The 18,403-nt window shown below is 51.6% G+C and carries 27 protein-coding genes and 1 rRNA gene (1 of these 28 only partly in view); 26 read left to right on the forward strand and 2 right to left on the reverse strand.

Annotation, left to right across the window (positions count from 1 at the left end):
- The first annotated feature begins 6 nt into the window (after positions 1 to 6).
- From rpsH to GC56T3_RS00850, 24 genes are all read left to right on the forward strand, one after another.
- Positions 7 to 405 carry a 30S ribosomal protein S8 gene (gene rpsH, locus GC56T3_RS00735; protein ID WP_012820490.1) on the forward strand — a complete coding sequence of 133 codons (399 nt, stop codon included), beginning with the start codon at positions 7 to 9 and terminating at the stop codon, positions 403 to 405.
- Between the two features lie 32 nt (positions 406 to 437).
- The gene (gene rplF, locus GC56T3_RS00740) at positions 438 to 974 is read left to right on the forward strand and encodes a 50S ribosomal protein L6 (protein WP_011229634.1); all 537 of its coding nucleotides are present in this window, start codon (positions 438 to 440) and stop codon (positions 972 to 974) included.
- A 33-nt stretch (positions 975 to 1,007) separates the two neighbouring features.
- Positions 1,008 to 1,370 (forward strand): 50S ribosomal protein L18, encoded by a 363-nt coding sequence (gene rplR / locus GC56T3_RS00745; protein ID WP_011229635.1) that lies wholly within the window; start codon positions 1,008 to 1,010, stop codon positions 1,368 to 1,370.
- Positions 1,371 to 1,389: 19 nt separating this feature from the next.
- Positions 1,390 to 1,890, forward strand: coding sequence for a 30S ribosomal protein S5 (gene rpsE, locus GC56T3_RS00750; RefSeq protein WP_011229636.1), 501 nt, complete (start codon positions 1,390 to 1,392; stop codon positions 1,888 to 1,890).
- A 13-nt stretch (positions 1,891 to 1,903) separates the two neighbouring features.
- Complete coding sequence (rpmD, locus tag GC56T3_RS00755) at positions 1,904 to 2,092, forward strand: 50S ribosomal protein L30 (RefSeq protein ID WP_011229637.1); 189 nt, start codon at positions 1,904 to 1,906, stop codon at positions 2,090 to 2,092.
- 24 nt (positions 2,093 to 2,116) lie between these two features.
- Entirely contained in the window at positions 2,117 to 2,557 is a 441-nt protein-coding gene (rplO, locus tag GC56T3_RS00760) for a 50S ribosomal protein L15 (RefSeq protein ID WP_013143982.1), read from the forward strand.
- Complete coding sequence (secY, locus tag GC56T3_RS00765) at positions 2,557 to 3,849, forward strand: preprotein translocase subunit SecY (protein WP_012820491.1); 1,293 nt, start codon at positions 2,557 to 2,559, stop codon at positions 3,847 to 3,849. The genes rplO and secY overlap by 1 nt, the downstream gene beginning before the upstream one ends.
- Positions 3,850 to 3,892: 43 nt before the next feature.
- The gene (locus GC56T3_RS00770; RefSeq protein ID WP_013143983.1) at positions 3,893 to 4,546 is read left to right on the forward strand and encodes an adenylate kinase; all 654 of its coding nucleotides are present in this window, start codon (positions 3,893 to 3,895) and stop codon (positions 4,544 to 4,546) included.
- Entirely contained in the window at positions 4,543 to 5,310 is a 768-nt protein-coding gene (gene map, locus GC56T3_RS00775) for a type I methionyl aminopeptidase (RefSeq protein WP_013143984.1), read from the forward strand. The genes GC56T3_RS00770 and map overlap by 4 nt, the downstream gene beginning before the upstream one ends.
- A 95-nt stretch (positions 5,311 to 5,405) precedes the next feature.
- Complete coding sequence (gene infA, locus GC56T3_RS00780) at positions 5,406 to 5,624, forward strand: translation initiation factor IF-1 (protein WP_011229642.1); 219 nt, start codon at positions 5,406 to 5,408, stop codon at positions 5,622 to 5,624.
- Positions 5,625 to 5,660: 36 nt separating this feature from the next.
- Positions 5,661 to 5,774, forward strand: a complete 114-nt coding sequence (gene rpmJ / locus GC56T3_RS00785; RefSeq protein WP_003247619.1) for a 50S ribosomal protein L36 — start codon at positions 5,661 to 5,663, stop codon at positions 5,772 to 5,774.
- Between the two features lie 20 nt (positions 5,775 to 5,794).
- Positions 5,795 to 6,160: a 30S ribosomal protein S13 gene (rpsM, locus tag GC56T3_RS00790; protein ID WP_008881920.1), complete on the forward strand. Its 366-nt coding sequence runs from the start codon at positions 5,795 to 5,797 to the stop codon at positions 6,158 to 6,160.
- A gap of 25 nt (positions 6,161 to 6,185) precedes the next feature.
- Complete coding sequence (rpsK, locus tag GC56T3_RS00795) at positions 6,186 to 6,575, forward strand: 30S ribosomal protein S11 (RefSeq protein WP_011229644.1); 390 nt, start codon at positions 6,186 to 6,188, stop codon at positions 6,573 to 6,575.
- 150 nt (positions 6,576 to 6,725) lie between these two features.
- Positions 6,726 to 7,670 carry a DNA-directed RNA polymerase subunit alpha gene (locus GC56T3_RS00800; protein WP_011229645.1) on the forward strand — a complete coding sequence of 315 codons (945 nt, stop codon included), beginning with the start codon at positions 6,726 to 6,728 and terminating at the stop codon, positions 7,668 to 7,670.
- Between the two features lie 100 nt (positions 7,671 to 7,770).
- On the forward strand, positions 7,771 to 8,133 hold the full coding sequence (gene rplQ, locus GC56T3_RS00805) for a 50S ribosomal protein L17 (protein ID WP_011229646.1): 363 nt from the start codon (positions 7,771 to 7,773) through the stop codon (positions 8,131 to 8,133).
- 117 nt (positions 8,134 to 8,250) lie between these two features.
- Positions 8,251 to 9,090: an energy-coupling factor ABC transporter ATP-binding protein gene (locus GC56T3_RS00810; protein WP_013143985.1), complete on the forward strand. Its 840-nt coding sequence runs from the start codon at positions 8,251 to 8,253 to the stop codon at positions 9,088 to 9,090.
- On the forward strand, positions 9,066 to 9,938 hold the full coding sequence (locus GC56T3_RS00815) for an energy-coupling factor ABC transporter ATP-binding protein (RefSeq protein ID WP_013143986.1): 873 nt from the start codon (positions 9,066 to 9,068) through the stop codon (positions 9,936 to 9,938). Before GC56T3_RS00810 ends, GC56T3_RS00815 begins: the two co-directional genes overlap by 25 nt.
- Complete coding sequence (locus GC56T3_RS00820) at positions 9,931 to 10,728, forward strand: energy-coupling factor transporter transmembrane protein EcfT (RefSeq protein ID WP_013143987.1); 798 nt, start codon at positions 9,931 to 9,933, stop codon at positions 10,726 to 10,728. Before GC56T3_RS00815 ends, GC56T3_RS00820 begins: the two co-directional genes overlap by 8 nt.
- A 12-nt stretch (positions 10,729 to 10,740) precedes the next feature.
- The gene (gene truA, locus GC56T3_RS00825; protein ID WP_013143988.1) at positions 10,741 to 11,517 is read left to right on the forward strand and encodes a tRNA pseudouridine(38-40) synthase TruA; all 777 of its coding nucleotides are present in this window, start codon (positions 10,741 to 10,743) and stop codon (positions 11,515 to 11,517) included.
- 178 nt (positions 11,518 to 11,695) lie between these two features.
- On the forward strand, positions 11,696 to 12,133 hold the full coding sequence (gene rplM, locus GC56T3_RS00830; RefSeq protein WP_011229651.1) for a 50S ribosomal protein L13: 438 nt from the start codon (positions 11,696 to 11,698) through the stop codon (positions 12,131 to 12,133).
- Positions 12,134 to 12,153: 20 nt separating this feature from the next.
- Positions 12,154 to 12,546 carry a 30S ribosomal protein S9 gene (gene rpsI, locus GC56T3_RS00835; protein ID WP_013143989.1) on the forward strand — a complete coding sequence of 131 codons (393 nt, stop codon included), beginning with the start codon at positions 12,154 to 12,156 and terminating at the stop codon, positions 12,544 to 12,546.
- 119 nt (positions 12,547 to 12,665) lie between these two features.
- On the forward strand, positions 12,666 to 13,106 hold the full coding sequence (locus GC56T3_RS00840) for a YbaK family protein (RefSeq protein ID WP_011229653.1): 441 nt from the start codon (positions 12,666 to 12,668) through the stop codon (positions 13,104 to 13,106).
- Between the two features lie 66 nt (positions 13,107 to 13,172).
- Positions 13,173 to 13,889, forward strand: coding sequence for an N-acetylmuramoyl-L-alanine amidase CwlD (gene cwlD, locus GC56T3_RS00845; protein WP_013143990.1), 717 nt, complete (start codon positions 13,173 to 13,175; stop codon positions 13,887 to 13,889).
- A 193-nt stretch (positions 13,890 to 14,082) separates the two neighbouring features.
- Positions 14,083 to 15,099: an Mrp/NBP35 family ATP-binding protein gene (locus tag GC56T3_RS00850; protein WP_011229655.1), complete on the forward strand. Its 1,017-nt coding sequence runs from the start codon at positions 14,083 to 14,085 to the stop codon at positions 15,097 to 15,099.
- Between the two features lie 85 nt (positions 15,100 to 15,184).
- Here the strand turns inward: GC56T3_RS00850 and gerD are convergent, their stop codons facing one another.
- On the reverse strand, positions 15,185 to 15,814 hold the full coding sequence (gene gerD / locus GC56T3_RS00855) for a spore germination lipoprotein GerD (protein ID WP_013143991.1): 630 nt from the start codon (positions 15,812 to 15,814) through the stop codon (positions 15,185 to 15,187).
- A 149-nt stretch (positions 15,815 to 15,963) separates the two neighbouring features.
- Here gerD and GC56T3_RS00860 point away from each other — a divergent pair, with 149 nt between their 5' ends.
- On the forward strand, positions 15,964 to 16,563 hold the full coding sequence (locus GC56T3_RS00860; RefSeq protein ID WP_013143992.1) for a KinB-signaling pathway activation protein: 600 nt from the start codon (positions 15,964 to 15,966) through the stop codon (positions 16,561 to 16,563).
- Positions 16,564 to 16,700: 137 nt separating this feature from the next.
- On the opposite strand, the gene pdaB is transcribed toward GC56T3_RS00860, so the two are convergent.
- A complete protein-coding gene (gene pdaB / locus GC56T3_RS00865) occupies positions 16,701 to 17,456 on the reverse strand; it encodes a polysaccharide deacetylase family sporulation protein PdaB (RefSeq protein WP_013143993.1) in 756 nt (251 codons plus the stop codon).
- A 781-nt stretch (positions 17,457 to 18,237) separates the two neighbouring features.
- Here pdaB and GC56T3_RS00875 point away from each other — a divergent pair.
- Positions 18,238 to 18,403 (forward strand): 16S ribosomal RNA (locus GC56T3_RS00875); it runs 1,393 nt beyond the window's last position.

Raw genomic sequence — 18,403 nt, forward strand, 5'->3', positions numbered from 1 at the left:
AACATAATGGTGATGACAGATCCAATTGCTGATATGCTGACTCGCATCCGCAATGCGAATATGGTGCGTCACGAAAAGCTCGAAGTCCCGGCTTCGAAAATCAAGCGGGAAATCGCGGAAATTTTAAAGCGCGAAGGGTTTATTCGTGATTATGAATATATCGAAGACAACAAACAAGGCATTCTCCGCATCTTCTTGAAATACGGTCCGAACAACGAACGTGTCATTACCGGGCTGAAACGCATCAGCAAACCGGGGTTGCGCGTTTACGTCAAAGCCCATGAAGTGCCGCGCGTCCTGAACGGCTTAGGGATCGCGATTCTTTCGACATCGCAGGGCATCTTAACAGACAAAGAAGCACGGCAAAAAGGCACGGGCGGCGAAGTAATCGCCTACGTTTGGTAATCTATCTGCTCAAGAATGGAGGTGTTTTTGACATGTCACGTGTCGGCAAAAAACCAATTGAAATTCCTGCCGGTGTCACCGTTACGGTCAACGGCAACACGGTTACGGTCAAAGGGCCGAAAGGGGAGCTGACCCGCACGTTCCATCCAGATATGACGATCACGGTTGAGGGCAATGTCATCACGGTTACGCGTCCAAGCGATGAAAAACATCATCGCGCGCTCCATGGCACGACGCGCAGCTTGCTCGCCAACATGGTCGAAGGCGTTTCGAAAGGTTATGAAAAAGCGCTCGAACTCGTTGGTGTCGGGTACCGGGCGTCGAAACAAGGGAAAAAGCTTGTATTGAGCGTCGGTTATTCTCATCCGGTAGAAATTGAGCCGGAAGAAGGCCTTGAAATTGAAGTGCCATCCCAAACGAAAATCATCGTCAAAGGGGCAGACAAACAGCGCGTCGGCGAACTGGCCGCCAACATTCGCGCGGTTCGTCCGCCAGAGCCGTATAAAGGCAAAGGCATCCGCTACGAAGGTGAACTTGTGCGCCTGAAAGAAGGCAAAACTGGTAAATAACGCGGCATAGCGAAGCGAAAGGAGTGACATTCGATGATCACGAAAGTGGACCGAAACGCGGTTCGGAAGAAAAGACACGCGCGCATCCGCAAAAAAATCTTCGGCACGGCTGAACGTCCGCGGTTGAGCGTGTTCCGTTCAAATAAACATATTTACGCGCAAATTATCGATGATACAAAATCGTCAACGATCGTCAGCGCCTCGACGTTGGACAAAGAGTTTGGCTTGGATTCGACGAACAACATTGAGGCAGCGAAAAAAGTCGGCGAACTTGTCGCCAAACGTGCATTGGAAAAAGGCATTAAAAAAGTCGTGTTCGACCGTGGCGGGTATTTATATCACGGACGGGTAAAAGCATTGGCAGACGCCGCCCGCGAAGCCGGCTTGGAATTCTAATTACAAAGGAGGGACAACGATGCGTCGTATCGATCCAAACAAACTTGAATTGGAAGAGCGTGTAGTCGCGGTCAACCGTGTAGCAAAAGTCGTGAAAGGCGGACGTCGCCTGCGCTTTTCAGCTCTCGTCGTCGTCGGCGATAAAAACGGCCATGTTGGATTTGGCACCGGAAAAGCACAAGAGGTTCCAGAAGCGATCCGCAAAGCGATTGAAGATGCGAAGAAAAACTTAATTGAAGTGCCGATCGTCGGCACAACGATTCCGCATGAAGTCATCGGCCATTTCGGTGCCGGGGAAATCATTTTGAAACCCGCTTCCGAAGGTACCGGGGTCATCGCTGGGGGTCCGGCGCGTGCTGTATTAGAGCTGGCGGGCATCAGCGACATCTTGTCGAAATCGATCGGTTCAAACACGCCAATCAACATGGTGCGCGCAACGTTTGATGGGCTGAAACAATTAAAACGCGCCGAAGACGTAGCGAGATTGCGCGGCAAAACAGTCGAGGAACTGTTAGGATAAGGAGGGAACGATCATGGCAAAAAAACTGGCGATTACCCTCACGCGCAGCGTGATTGGCCGTCCGGAAGACCAACGCGTTACCGTCAGAACGCTCGGCCTGCGAAAAATGCATCAAACGGTCATCCACAATGACAATCCTGCGATCCGCGGGATGATCAACAAAGTGGCCCACCTTGTCAAAGTCAAAGAAATTGAAGAATAATGAATCATAAGGAGGTGCTTTGCCATGAAACTTCATGAACTAAAACCAGCGCCGGGATCCCGAAAGAAAGCTGTGCGCGTCGGCCGCGGGATCGGTTCGGGCAACGGCAAAACGTCCGGCCGCGGTCAAAAAGGTCAAAATGCCCGCTCGGGTGGAGGAGTTCGTCTTGGGTTTGAAGGCGGTCAAACTCCGCTGTTCCGCCGCTTGCCGAAACGAGGATTTACGAACATCAATCGGAAAGAATATGCGGTCGTGAATCTGGAAAAGCTGAACCGTTTTGAAGACGGAACGGAAGTGACGCCGGAATTGCTTCTTGAGACGGGCGTCATCAGCAAGTTGAAATCGGGCGTGAAAATTTTGGGCAAAGGCCAAATCGAGAAAAAGCTGACGGTCAAAGCGCATAAGTTCTCGGCATCGGCGAAAGAGGCCATTGAGGCGGCTGGCGGTAAAACTGAGGTGATTTAATGTTTCGGACAATCTCCAACTTTATGCGCGTCAGTGATATTCGAAACAAAATTATTTTCACTCTTCTTATGTTGATCGTGTTCCGCATTGGAACGTTCATCCCTGTTCCGGGCGTGAACGCGGATGTGTTAAAACTGCAAGATGAATTGAATGCATTCGGCGTCCTGAACATTTTCGGCGGCGGGGCGCTGCGAAACTTTTCGATTTTTGCCATGGGGGTTATGCCCTATATCACGGCATCGATTATCGTCCAGCTGCTGCAAATGGACGTTGTTCCAAAATTTACGGAGTGGTCGAAGCAAGGCGAGGTTGGCCGGCGTAAATTAGCTCAGTTTACCCGCTATTTCACGGTCGTGCTCGGGTTTATCCAAGCCATCGGCATGTCGTACGGCTTTAACAACTTGGCTGGCGGGATGCTCATTCGAAATCCGGGCATCGGCACGTATTTGCTGATCGCGGTTGTCTTGACCGCCGGCACCGCATTTTTAATGTGGCTCGGCGAACAGATCACCGCGAAAGGCGTGGGCAATGGCATTTCGATCATTATTTTCGCCGGGATTGTCTCAGGCATTCCGACGGTCTTGAACCAAATTTACGCTCAACAGTTTGAAAATGTCGGGGAAGATGTGTTTTTGCGCATCGTCCGGCTCCTGCTTGTGGCGTTGGCGGTCGTTGCCGTCATCGTTGGTGTCATTTACATCCAGCAGGCGTTCCGGAAAATTCCGATTCAATACGCGAAGCGGCTTGAGGGCCGAAGCCCGGTGGGCGGCCACTCGACTCATTTGCCGCTCAAAGTGAACCCAGCGGGAGTTATTCCGGTCATTTTCGCTGTATCGTTTTTGATTGCACCACCGACCATTGCATCGTTTTTTGGCACGAATGATGTAACATTGTGGATTCGCCGAACGTTTGATTATACGCACCCGGTTGGGATGATCATTTACGTCGTGCTCATCATCGCGTTTACGTACTTTTATGCGTTTGTTCAAGTCAATCCGGAGCAGATGGCGGACAACTTGAAAAAACAAGGCGGCTACATCCCAGGTATTCGCCCTGGGAAAAACACACAAGAGTACGTGACGAGAATTTTATACCGGCTGACGCTGGTCGGATCAATCTTTTTGGCGGTTGTCGCTGTGCTGCCGGTGTTCTTTGTGAACTTTGCCAACTTGCCGTCTTCCGCACGAATCGGCGGTACGAGCTTGCTTATTGTCGTCGGCGTGGCGCTTGAGACGATGAAACAGCTTGAGAGCCAGCTGGTGAAACGCCATTACCGTGGATTCATTAAATAAAGAAGGCAAGAACGGACGTCCCTTGCCGATAGGGGGAGTTAGGATGAATTTAGTGCTGATGGGGCTGCCGGGTGCCGGCAAAGGCACGCAGGCCGGGAAAATTGTCGAGGCTTACGGAATTCCGCATATTTCAACGGGAGATATGTTTCGAGCGGCGATCAAAGAAGGGACGCCGTTAGGGTTGCAGGCAAAGCAGTATATGGACCGCGGTGATCTTGTGCCGGATGAGGTGACGATCGGCATCGTCCGCGAACGGCTGAGCAAAGAGGATTGCCAAAATGGTTTTTTGCTCGATGGATTCCCGCGCACGGTCGCCCAAGCAGAAGCGCTTGAAACGTTGCTTTCGGAAATCGGGCGCAAGCTTGACTATGTCATCCATATCGACGTTCGCCAAGAGGTCTTAATGGAGCGCCTGACCGGCAGACGTATTTGCCGCAACTGCGGAGCAACGTACCATCTCGTTTTTCATCCGCCGGCGAAACCGGGCGTATGCGATAAATGCGGTGGCGATCTGTACCAGCGCCCCGATGATAATGAAGCAACGGTGGCCAATCGGCTTGAGGTGAATATGAAACAAATGAAGCCGCTCCTCGATTTTTACGAGCAAAAAGGCTATTTGCGCCACATTAACGGCGAACAGGAAATGGAAAAGGTGTTTGCTGATATTTGTGAAGTGCTCGGGGGACTTGCTCGATGATTCGTTGCAAAACCGCGCAGGAAATTGCTTTGATGCGCGAGGCGGGAAAAATCGTTTCCCTTACATTGAAAGAATTGCAAAAGCACATTCGTCCCGGGATCACAACAAAGGAACTGGACGCCATCGCGGAGGAAGTGATTCGTTCCCATGGCGCCATTCCGTCGTTTAAAGGGTATCAAGGGTTTCCTGGGAGCATTTGCGCCTCGGTGAATGAAGAGCTTGTGCACGGGATTCCCAGCAGCCGCGCATTGCGGGAAGGCGATATTATTACGATCGATGTCGGCGCGCAGTATGAAGGCTATCACGCCGACTCGGCCTGGACGTATCCGGTCGGGGAGATCGACGCCGAGACGAAACGGTTGCTTGACGTGACAGAGCAATCGCTGTACGTCGGGCTCGCCGAGGCAAAACCGGGCGCTCGTTTAACGAACATCTCCCATGCGATTCAAACGTATGTCGAAGCGCATCACTTTTCCGTTGTTCGCGAGTATGTCGGGCATGGAATTGGTCAACACTTACATGAAGACCCACAAATCCCACATTATGGGCCATCGAACAAAGGCCCGATTTTGCGGTCAGGGATGGCGCTGTGCATCGAACCGATGGTCAATGTCGGCAGCCGTTACGTGAAAACGTTGGCCGACGATTGGACCGTCGTCACGGCCGATGGAAAACGGTGCGCCCATTTCGAACATACGATTGTCATTACAGAAGATGGCTACGAAATTTTAACACATTATGGAAATGAGTCTCCCACTTCATAAGTGGGAAGGGGTAAACGTCTTCTCGATCATCATGGATATCACGTTCGGTTTTGCGTAACACAATGTTACTCATTCGAAGGAGGGAGAGCCGCTCGATGGCGAAAGATGATGTAATTGAAGTGGAAGGCACCGTCATCGAAACATTGCCAAATGCGATGTTTCGTGTAGAATTAGAAAATGGGCACACGGTGTTGGCTCATGTATCCGGCAAGATCCGCATGCATTTCATTCGCATTTTGCCTGGCGACCGGGTGACGGTGGAGCTGTCGCCGTATGATTTGACGCGTGGACGGATCACGTATCGATATAAATAAAGGAATGCACTCCGTTCAATTAGGGAGGTAAACAACATGAAAGTAAGACCATCTGTCAAACCGATTTGCGAAAAGTGCAAAGTTATTCGCAGACGCGGCAAAGTTATGGTGATTTGCGAAAATCCGAAGCATAAACAACGCCAAGGGTAATTTTCAAGGAGGTGTATCATATGGCACGCATTGCAGGTGTCGATATTCCGCGTGATAAACGGGTAGTCATTTCGTTAACATACATTTATGGGATCGGCAAACCGACAGCACAAAAAATCTTAAAAGAAGCCGGCGTATCGGAAGACACACGCGTTCGCGACTTAACGGAAGAAGAGCTTGGCCGCATTCGTGAAATCGTCGGCCGCTTAAAAGTGGAAGGCGATTTGCGGCGTGAAGTATCGTTAAATATTAAACGGTTGATGGAGATCGGCTGCTATCGTGGTCTTCGCCATCGCCGCGGATTGCCGGTTCGCGGCCAAAACACGAAAAACAATGCCCGCACGCGCAAAGGTCCGCGCCGCACGGTAGCGAACAAGAAAAAATAATTACGCAAAGGAGGTCATTTGACGAATGGCACGCAGAACAAACACTCGTAAACGCCGGGTAAGAAAAAATATTGATACAGGCATCGCCCATATCCGTTCAACGTTCAACAACACGATCGTGACGATTACGGATGTTCATGGCAACGCCATTGCTTGGGCGAGCGCTGGTTCGCTGGGGTTCAAAGGTTCGCGCAAATCAACGCCGTTTGCGGCGCAAATGGCGGCTGAAGCAGCAGCGAAAGCGTCGATGGAGCATGGTATGAAAACGGTCGAAGTGAACGTCAAAGGTCCGGGGGCTGGCCGCGAGGCAGCGATCCGTGCATTGCAAGCAGCCGGGTTGGAAATTACGGCGATCAAAGACGTCACTCCAATCCCGCACAATGGATGCCGTCCGCCAAAACGTCGCCGCGTGTAACGCCCCTGTATAGAATTTGCACCATTGTCAATAATGGGATATGATAAAGACCATGGCAGGCAAGCGTAAAGAGAGATTCATGGGGGAATGTTGTTAGGCGTGTACCGTTTGATCGGGGTCTCGACGTTTTGAAGGAGGGTATAATAATCGATGATTGAAATTGAAAAGCCGAAAATTGAAACGGTCGAACTGAGCGAAGATGCCAAATATGGCAAATTCGTCGTCGAACCGCTTGAGCGTGGATATGGTACAACCTTAGGGAACTCCTTGCGTCGTATCCTATTGTCTTCACTCCCTGGTGCAGCTGTAACATCGGTGCAAATCGACGGCGTCTTGCATGAGTTTTCAACGATTGACGGCGTCGTTGAAGATGTGACAGCCATCATTTTGAATATCAAAAAACTAGCGTTGAAAATTTATTCAGACGAAGAGAAAACGTTGGAGATTGATGTGCAGGGTGAAGGAGTTGTCACGGCTGCCGATATCACTCACGACAGCGATGTAGAAATTTTAAACCCGGACCTTCATATCGCGACGCTGGCGGAAGGCGGCCGCCTGCGCATGCGCATGACCGCCAAGCGGGGGCGCGGATATGTTCCTGCTGAGGCGAATAAGCGCGAAGACCAGCCCATCGGCGTCATTCCGATCGATTCCATTTATACGCCGGTCTCCCGAGTTTCCTATCAAGTCGAGAATACAAGGGTCGGCCAAGTGACGGACTATGACAAGCTGACCATTGATGTGTGGACGGATGGAAGCATCGGGCCGAAAGAGGCCATTTCCCTTGGAGCGAAAATTTTAACGGAGCACTTGAACATTTTTGTCGGCTTGACGGATGAGGCGCAAAATGCGGAGATCATGGTCGAGAAAGAGGACGATCAAAAAGAAAAAGTGCTCGAAATGACGATCGAGGAACTCGATCTTTCGGTTCGTTCCTACAATTGCTTGAAGCGAGCCGGCATCAACACTGTTCAAGAACTGACGCAAAAAACGGAAGAAGATATGATGAAAGTGCGCAACCTCGGCCGCAAGTCGCTTGAGGAAGTGAAAGCGAAACTGGCTGAGCTTGGCCTCAGCCTGCGCAAAGACGACTAAGTGCCGGCCTCCGCCGGCAAGCCGGAAACACACTTTCACCATATCGCTTTGATGATGACCACCATGAGGAACACATCACTTTAAAAGGGAGGGACATTTGATGTCGTACAGAAAATTAGGACGCACGACTTCGCAACGAAAAGCACTGCTTCGCGACTTGGCAACAGACTTAATCATCAACGAACGCATTGAAACGACGGAAGCGCGGGCGAAAGAACTGCGCTCGGTCATGGAAAAAATGATTACGCTCGGCAAACGCGGCGATTTGCATGCCCGCCGCCAAGCAGCGGCATTCATCCGCAAGGAGGTCGCCAACAGCGAAACCGGCCAGGATGCGTTGCAAAAGCTGTTCAGCGACATTGCGCCGCGCTACCAAGATCGCCAAGGCGGCTATACGCGCATTATGAAACTTGGTCCTCGCCGCGGTGACGGGGCGCCGATGGTCATTATTGAACTCGTGTAACGGTTTCATTTCAACAAGGGCGAGACAGTTTCGTTTGAACTGGATCTATGCCCTTTTTTTGTTTACCATCATTTAGCAGGCTGCGTTTGCAACGCGGCGAAGCAAGGGGAAACGATCATGGCCGAACCAATCTTGTCGATCGAGGGAGTGTCCTTTCGCTATCCAAATCAATCCGACTATGCGGTGCAAAACGTCAGCTTCACGGCCGAGCGCGGGGAGTGGTTAGCGATCGTCGGCCATAACGGATCCGGCAAATCGACCATCGCTCGGATGCTGATCGGCTTGCTTCGGCCGGAGCGGGGCGCCATTCGCTTGTTTGGACGCCTTTTGAACGACGCAACCGTTTGGGAGGTGCGCCGCCGCGTCGGCCTTGTGTTCCAGAACCCGGACAACCAGTTTGTCGGTGCGACCGTGGAAGACGACATCGCTTTTGCCCTTGAAAACAACGGCATTCCGCGCTTGGAAATGGTCGAGCGCATTCGCGAGGCCATTCGCCAAGTCCATATGGAGCCGTTTCTCCATTATGAGCCGCACCGGTTGTCTGGGGGGCAAAAACAGCGCGTCGCCATCGCTGGCATTTTGGCGCTCCGCCCCGATATGATCGTTTTGGACGAAGCGACATCGATGCTTGACCCGCGTGGAAGGGAAGAAGTGCTTGAGACGGTGCGCCGCCTGAACCGCCAGCAGCGCATTACCGTCTTGTCAATTACCCATGATTTGGAAGAGGCAGCGAAGGCGGACCGCCTCATTGTGATGAACAAAGGCGAAGTGATGGCAGAAGGGACGCCGGAGCAAATCTTTCGGCTCGGAAGCAAGCTCGAGCGCATCGGTCTTGATTTGCCGTTTGCCGTGAAAATGGGCAGTCGCTTGCGGGAACAAGGCATTCCGCTTCGGGCCGGATATTTCACGACAGAGGAGTTGGTCGAGGAGCTATGGACATTGTATTCGAAAAAGTAGAGCATGTGTACAACGCCCGTTCACCGCTTGCCCGTCGGGCGCTCTATGATGTCAATGTCGCAATCCGAAGCGGGGCGTACGTCGCCGTGGTTGGGCATACGGGCTCAGGAAAATCGACCCTCCTTCAGCATTTAAACGGGTTGCTGCAGCCGACAAGCGGCGCGGTGAAGATCGGCGAAGAGACGATCACGAGCAATAAGCGGCCAAAGCAGCTGAAACCGCTGCGCAAAAAGGTCGGGGTCGTCTTCCAGTTCCCGGAGCACCAGTTGTTTGAAGAAACGGTGGAGAAAGATATTTGTTTTGGCCCGCTCAATTTTGGCGTGCCGGAAGACGAGGCGAAGCGGAAGGTGCGGGAGCTCATTAAGCTCGTCGGATTGAGTGAAGACGTATTGGCGAAATCGCCGTTTGATTTGAGCGGAGGGCAAATGCGGCGCGTCGCCATCGCCGGCGTGCTCGCGCTTGAACCAGAAGTGCTTGTGCTCGATGAACCGACCGCGGGCCTTGATCCGCGCGGGCGCAAAGAGATGATGGAGATGTTTTATCGCCTCCATCGTGAGAAGCAGTTGACAACCGTTCTCGTCACCCACAGCATGGAAGATGCAGCTCGGTACGCTGATGAGATCATCGTCATGCATGAAGGAACGGTATGGGGCCACGGAACGCCGGAAGAGATGTTTCGCGACGCTGACAAACTGGCTGCCATCGGTTTGAGTGTGCCGGAAACGGTCAAATTGAAACAGCAGCTCGAAAAGCGGTTCGGCGTTGTCATTCCGTCGCCATGCTTGACGTTGGAACAGACAGCGGAAGCCATCCAGCAATTGTTCTCCAAGGTGAGCGTCCATGACTAATCATTTGATTATCGGGCAATATGTGCCTGGTCATTCCGTCATTCATCGCTTAGATCCGCGCGCCAAACTATTGATCGTGTTTGCTTACGTCCTGATCGTCTTTTTGGCGAACAATGCGGCCACGTATGCACTGCTGTCGCTGTTTGCGTTTGCCTTTGCAGCGCTGTCTCGCATCCCGTTTTCGTTCATTGCCCGCGGCTTGAAACCGATTTTATGGGTCGTTTTGTTTACATTGCTGTTGCATCTATTCATGACGAAAGAAGGAGACGTCATCTACCAAATCGGTGCGCTCTCTGTATATGAAGGCGGCATCAAGCAAGGGGTCTTTATTTCCCTAAGGTTTTTGCTCCTTGTATTGATGACGACGATGTTGACGTTGACGACGACGCCGATTGAAGTGACCGATGGCGTCGAAAGCTTGCTTGGGCCGCTCAAAAAGATGCGCGTTCCTGTCCATGAGCTCGCCTTGATGATGGCCATTTCGCTTCGATTCATTCCAACATTGATGGAAGAGACGGAAAAAATTATGAAAGCACAGGCGGCCCGCGGCGTTGATTTTTCTGGCGGCCGTTTTTCCGAACGGATGAAAGCCATTGTCTCACTGCTTGTGCCTCTGTTTATCAGCTCGTTCAAACGAGCCGATGAGCTGGCGACAGCCATGGAGGCGCGCGGCTATCGCGGCGGGGAAGGGCGGACGAAATTCCGCCAGCTCGCTTGGAAGCCGGTGGACACCGTGTTTTTAGCGGCCGTGGCGTTGCTGGCTGCATTGCTTTGTCTATTACGATCATAGCGGAGGAAGGCCATGACAACACGGATCAAATGCATCATTGCCTATGATGGCACCCACTTTTCCGGCTACCAAATCCAGCCGGGAAAGCGGACGGTGCAAGGCGAGTTTGAGGAAGTGCTTCGGCGGATGCATAAAGGGACAAAAGTGCGTGTGGCGGCTTCCGGAAGGACGGATGCCGGCGTTCATGCCTATGGCCAAGTGATCCACTTTGATACGTCGCTTTCCCTTTCCTCGGAGCAGTGGAAAAAGGCGTTGAACGCCCAGCTGCCGGATGATATCGTCGTTCGCTTTGTACAGGAGGCCGATGCAGACTTCCACGCCCGTTTTTCGGCGAAAGCGAAAGAATACCGCTATAAAGTATGGACGGCTGCCGAGCGCGACGTGTTTCGCCGCCATTATTGCGCATGGCATCCATATTCGCTTCATATCAGCGCGATGAACGAGGCGCTCCGTTTGCTTCATGGAACGCACGATTTTACAAGCTTTTGTTCCGCCAAAACGTTGATCGAAGACCGGGTGCGCACCATGTATCGGGCTGAAGTGAAGGCCGACGGCCCGATGCTCGAGTTTCGGTTTGTCGGCAGCGGCTTTTTATACAACATGGTGCGCATTATCGTTGGCACGGTGTTGGAGATCGGCCAAGGGAAGCGTTCTCCCGCCGACATTTCGATGTTGCTTGCGGCGAAAGATCGGCGCCTCGCTGGTCCAACCGCGCCGGCCGAAGGGCTGTATTTATGGCGCGTATACTATGAGGATGAATGTTTGGTCCACTCATTGGCGGATGGCTGATGGTTTTCCCCGGCTTTTTAAGACAACGAGTCCTTGTGTAACATCTTCTTGACATTGGCGCGCCGGCAAGCTATTATATCATATGGCATGTATTTTCCACGATTAGCCCCGGACCATAATCGTGTTGAAATAAACGACCATTTGTTTGTTCATTTTTTTATTTTAGGAGGGAACTGCATTGCGTACGACTTATATGGCGAAACCGAATGAAGTAGAGCGTAAATGGTACGTTGTCGACGCAGCTGGCAAAACGTTAGGCCGCTTAGCCAGCGAAGTAGCGGCGCTGTTGCGCGGCAAACATAAACCGACGTTCACTCCGCACGTTGACTGCGGAGATCACGTCATCGTCATCAATGCGGACAAAGTCGAACTGACTGGGAAAAAGTTGACGAAAAAACTGTACTATCGCCACAGCTTATATCCGGGTGGCTTAAAAGTAAGAACAGCGCTGGAAATGCGTACGAACTACCCGGAACAAATGATCGAACGTGCGGTGCGCGGCATGCTTCCAAAAGGCAGCCTTGGCCGGCAAATGTTCAAAAAGTTGCACGTTTACCGTGGAAGCGAACATCCGCATCAAGCACAAAAACCAGAAGTGTATGAACTTCGCGGATAATCATAAGGGAGGGTATGATTTTGGCACAAGTACAATATTACGGCACAGGTCGTCGCAAAAGCTCGGTCGCCCGTGTCCGCCTTGTCCCGGGCGATGGCTGCATCATTGTCAATAAGCGTGACATTCGCGAGTACATCCCGACGGAAGCGCTCATCGAAATGGTAAAACAGCCGCTCGTATTGACGGAAACGCTTGGCAGCTACGACGTTTTGGTGAATGTCCAAGGCGGCGGATTTGCCGGCCAAGCCGGTGCGATTCGCCATGGCATCGCCCGTGCGTTGCTTGAAGTCGATCCGGAGTTCCGCACGGTGCTGAAACGGGCCGGTTTGCTGACGCGCGATGCTCGCGTTAAAGAACGCAAAAAATACGGGCTCAAAGGCGCCCGCCGCGCTCCGCAATTCTCGAAACGTTAATCGCGTGATGTTCCAACCCAGCCGATTTGGCTGGGTTTTTTGCTTATTTCTGCCTTTCGCCCGCGCGTATGATTGTGAGCGATCGTTAGACACTACATCGTAAAGGAGCGTGAAAGACGATGACAGTCATCACTTCATTGGCGGAAAAAAGGCAGGAAAAGCAGCTTCGCTATGAACGGAACATGTTGCGCGAACTGTCGCTTGAGAAATTACGGACCAAAGCGCTTGAGCACTTTGTTCCGTTTTATACGGCGTATCGGATGTTCCCATCCGTTGTGGAGGAAGGCTGCATTGATCTGGCCATTGAAGCGTATTTGCTCGGCGCTCGCTACAGCCGATTCGGCTATTATGGGGAGCCTGCGGCCAGCGTACGCTGTCGATGTGCTCAAGAAGAAAAATATTTGATCGATACGCTGTTTGATTTTCTTTGCTTTTGGGGCAATATCGACAACGATTTCCTCAGCCAGTCGCTGTATGACGCGTGTGAACAATATATCGGCAACTGGTGGACGGAAGGATTTGAGCGGGGCAAAAAACGGCGTCGTCTAAAACTTCGCTGAATGAGTTCTATTCTCGCGCCTTGTCCCATATAAGATAGAGAAGGGAAACGTGCGGGAGGAGAAACAATGAAAGAAAAATGGAAGCGGCTGGTCGCTTTTGCTGCCGTCGCCCTTATGAGCACTTTGCTATTTCCGTCTTTATTTTCCGATTTGACATCAACAAAACCATGGAATCTCCCATTATCGGGGAGAATCATCGTATTGGACCCCGGCCATGGTGGGCCGGACGGCGGCGCCGTCGGTGGTGAGGCGGTGGAAAAGGACATCGCGCTCAACGTGGCGAAAAAGCTGCGCGATTATCTGCAGCAGCAAGGGGCGCTCGTCCTGATGACGCGCGAGACGGATCGGGACTTGGCCAGCCCGTCCACACGCGGCTACAGCCGACGGAAAACGGAGGATTTGCTCGAACGAACGGCTTTCGTCAATCGATCGAATGCCGATCTTTTCATCAGCATCCATCTCAACGCCATCCCGTCGCCGCGTTGGCGAGGGGCGCAGACGTTTTATTACGGGTCTTTCATCGAAAACGAGCGGCTGGCGAGATTTATCCAAGCGGAATTGCGGCGCAATTTGGAGAACACCCATCGACTGGCAAAAATGATTGATACCGTCTATTTGCTCAAGCATGCAAAAATCCCCGGCGCGCTTGTCGAGGTTGGGTTTTTGTCGAATCCCGATGAGCGAGAGCTGCTTGTGTCTGATGGCTACCAAACGAAGCTGGCCGCCTCGATTTATAAAGGAGTGCTCCGCTACTTTTCCAATGAACATACGCCTCGCGAGTAGCGGGGATTTTTTAAGGTCGGAACAGAGGAGACAGATAGCCGACCGGCCTTGTTTCGCCAAAAGGAATTAGAAATTCCCCTTTTTCAACCGCGGGGACGTGCGGGAGCAAGTCAAACATGGCGGCCGTCTGCCGATTTATGGTATGATAACACGTAGAAATGACCATTGATTTGCAAAAGGGTTGGTGAATAAGATGTTGACGGAAACTGAAGTGCGCGCCATTCTTGAAAAGATGAAAGATCCCTTTTTAAACAAAACGTTTAAAGAGACGAATGCCATTCAAGAAATCAAAATTAAGGAAGAGAAAAACCATGTCAGCGTGAAAATCGCGCTCGCCAAAACCGGAACGCCCGAGCAGCTTCGCGTGCAAACGGCGATCGTCGAGCAGCTGAAAGATGCGGGTGCTGCAACGGTCGGGCTGCGGTTCGCCGAACTGCCGCGCGATGTGGTGGAGAAATATAGCGAAAACAAGCAAAAAACGACGTATATCGCCATTGCCAGCGGCAAAGGTGGTGTCGGCAAGTCGACCGTTTCCGTCAATTTGGCGGTGGCGCTCGCCCGGCTCGGCAAAAAAGTCGGGTTGATTGACGCGGACATTTACGGGTTCAGTGTTCCGGACATGATGGGAATCACCGAGCGCCCGACGGTGAGGGGCGACAAAATCATCCCGGTCGAACGGTTTGGCGTAAAAGTCATTTCGATGGCCTTTTTCGTCGAGGACAACGCCCCGGTCATTTGGCGCGGCCCGATGCTTGGGAAAATGTTGAACAACTTTTTCAAAGAGGTCGAATGGGGAGACTTGGATTACTTGCTGCTTGACTTGCCGCCTGGTACGGGCGACGTCGCCTTGGACGTCCATACGCTCTTGCCGTCGTGCAAAGAAATTATCGTCACGACTCCGCATCCGACCGCTGCGTTTGTCGCTGCCCGCGCTGGGGCAATGGCGTTGCGCACCGAACATGAAATTATCGGCGTGATCGAAAATATGTCGTACTACGAGAGCCGGAAAACAGGGGAGCGGGAGTATGTCTTCGGCAAGGGTGGCGGAGAAAAGCTGGCCAAAGAGCTGCAAACCGAGCTGTTAGGGCAGCTGCCGCTTCAGCAGCCGGATTGGAACGACGACGACTTCGCTCCGTCCGTTTACGCAGAAGATCATCCGATCGGGAAAATTTATATGGATATCGCCCGCAAAATCGTTGCGAAATATTAATCGGTTTCACAAAAAGCGTCCGATGGCGAGAAACCGCCGATTAGAGCGTTGGCGGGTTTCAGCGCACGGACGCTTTTTTGCTTGATTAACCTCCTCCGCCTTGTTGGTTGCCGGTGCTTTCTTCTCCCTCTCCCCCTTCCCCTCCGCCTTCTTCTTCTTGTTTTTCTCCGCCTTGCTGAACCTTTTCAGCTGCTTTCATCAACATATCTTGAATTTTCGCCTGATACAGCGGGCTGTTCAACGTTTCCGTGATCACCTTTTGCAAATGCTGGCGGAACTCTTTGCTTTTTAAGACATCGACCATGGCTTTTTCCATTTCTGGATCTTTTAAAATATCGATCATCAGCGCCTGGTAATCGGGATCTTTCATGAGCGCCTTCATCATTTTTTCATGTTCTGCTTGCAGCCCTTTGGCAAAACTTTCAGCGAATTTCGGGTCTTTTAACGCACTTTCCCAGAACTTTTTTCCTTGATCGGATGTCAGCATTTGTTGCAGCGTTTCTTTTACAGCTTTTTGATCTATGACTAGTTGCTGCTTCATCTGATCTTCCGACATAATATCTTGAATCGCCTTTTTCCCCTCGTCGGTTTTTAAAATGTCAACAACCATCTTTTTCGTTTCGTCATAATCCGGGGGAGGGGGGCTGATTTCTTGAGGGGCACAGGAACCAAGAACGAGAAAACTGAGCAAGAGGAGCGGTAGGCATTTGTTCATGAAAGTGAGCTCCTTTCTGCAAAAATCCCTCACCCTTAATATGAATGTTGGCGAAAAAAATATACATGGGGGAGATCGGAGCTGGCTTTTTCACAAGGGCGCTGGTAAAATGGTAAGCGGGTTATGCTGAAATGATGGAGGATGAAGCTGTGAACAGCCGCAAATGGGTGCGTTTATTTTTATCGACGCTGCTGATCGGCGGCATCGCCACGGCGGCCGTCGGCATTGTTTTCAACTGGGAAGAATTCGGGCGCTTGCTGTTGCGCCTGGAAATGGTCGAATTTATGGCTGTTTTGTTATGGCATATCGGTGTTGGCTTTATTTTCAGCGTCATCAGTCAGGCGGGGTTTTTTGCTTATTTAACCGTCCACCGGTTCGGGCTTGGCATCTTCCGTTCGCTATGGAACGCTGTGCAGGTTGTTTTGATCATGTTCGTGCTGTTCGATTTAGTGTATTTCCGCTACATGGCGTTTGCGGACAAGGGCGATTCAATCATTCCGTATCTATTGACCGCATTGTTCATTTTGGTGGTTGGTCTCGTTGTTGCCTACGTCAAGAGCGCACAGACGAACAAAGGGGCGTTCGTTCCGGCTTTGTTCTTTATGGTCGTCGTTACGGTCATTGAATGGTTTCCCGTGTTGCGCATCAACGACCGTGATTGGCTGTATTTGATGTTGATTCCTTTATTAGTATGCAATGCATACCAGCTTCTTATACTGCATAAATTGACAGGCGGCGCGAAACAATAAAGAAAGCAAGGCGCCGCCTGTTTTCTTATGGCAGCCGCGAAAAAAACGGCGTGTTCGCCAAAAGCCAATCATTCCAATTGGCGGCTTGTCTGCCGCCGCAATCCAACCGCACCGGCGCAGGCCGCTGTCGGAACGTGTCACTCGATCCCGCGGCTTTCGGCTTCGCCATTCGCCAACAGCTCGGAGAGGTTGACGTTTTTGTAGCCGTTTTCTTTCATGGAAGCGATAATTTTCGGCAGCGCTTTGGCTGTCTGTTTTGCCGAATCAGATGCGTGAAGGAGCACGATATCGCCCGGTTCCAGGTCCCTCGTGACGTTCTCAACAATTTGGTCTGTCCCAGGGTTGAGCCAGTCTTTCGAGTCAATGCTCCAATGGACGACAGTGTAGCCGAGGGACTGAGCAACCTTTAACACATTTTTGTTGAAGTTCCCCCCAGGGGGGCGCAGCAGCTCAACCTGTTTAATTCCCAACATGTCAAACACTTTTTTCGCCATTATTAAATCTTGACGGATTTTGGCGTTCTCAAGTTCCGTATAGTTGACAAAGTTATATCCCATACTGCCAATCTCATGCCCCTCCTCTTTGATCCGCTTCACCACGGCTGGATGGCGTTCGGCCCATGAGGCGGATAAAAAAAAGGTCGCGTTTTGAATCCCGTGCTGCTTCAAGACATCCAAAATTTTGTCTGCATTCTCATCTCCCCAGCTGATATCGAACGTCAACGCCACCTCATTGCGGGCGTTGTCCACTTTATATACCGCCTTCGGCCCAGAAGGAAGCGAAAAAACTGGACGGTTCATTTCATAAGCGTACAAGACGACGGCGGTGAAAAAGGCGGAGCAGATAATAATGAGAACTTTTTTCAGCGTCCGTCCGTTCAACGCGTAAAACATGACATCGGCCCCCTTTTTTGCATTGTAAAATCGTTGTCCTAATAACATCTTATGCGGACAGCCATGGCGGTTATGAAACTTATTTGCCAGTCCTCTTACCGTCGAAGAGATGGAGGAAGCCTAAAGGAACGGTCTGGCGTCGGTTCCTGAAATCCCCTTAAAAAAGATATTGCATTTTTGATTGGTAAGTGGTATATTAAAAATCGTCGCTAATCGAACAGAGTGTTCGATAGCGGTGAGTGACGAAAAGCAACGGAAAAGATCTTGACAAGAAAAAAGAGGCATGTTAGTATAAAAGAGCTGTTTGCAATAGGAAGCTTCAACTATTCTTCAGTTCAAGACTGCAAATCAGCAGAGAAGTTGTTTCAATGCAGCAACTTTGCGCCTGTGTCTTCTAGTGAATTCGGGGGAATTGGGTTCCTCGGCGCAAGACTGCAACGAAGCAAGTTCAAGAAGAGGTCTCGTTCCTTGAAAACTGAACGAAACGAAGCGCGACGAAAAGCGGAGGTCCGCGGGTCGCCGCGACGGGCAAATGTTCTTCACCCGCAGGGGTGCTTGCACCCCGAGGGGGAAGGTTATTTGACCCCAAGCGGCGGCGGACCGAAGCTGGACAATCCGAAAAGCGGAGGCCGCTTGCCTATCGGCGAAACGCGCTGAGAGGCCCGCGAGCGGGCTTAGCCCGCCGCAGCGGGACACGAAGTGTCGCGAGCCGATAGCGGCCGAAGCTAGACAGCATGAAAAGCGGAGGCCGCTTTGGCCAAAGCAAAAGCCAATCAACTTTCTTTTGGAGAGTTTGATCCTGGCTCAGGACGAACGCTGGCGGCGTGCCTAATACATGCAAGTCGAGCGGACCAAATCGGAGCTTGCTCTGATTTGGTCAGCGGCGGACGGGTGAGTAACACGTGGGCAACCTGCCCGCAAGACCGGGATAACTCCGGGAAACCGGA

Source organism: Geobacillus sp. C56-T3, from assembly GCF_000092445.1.
Classification (GTDB): Bacteria; Bacillota; Bacilli; order Bacillales; family Anoxybacillaceae; genus Geobacillus; species Geobacillus thermoleovorans.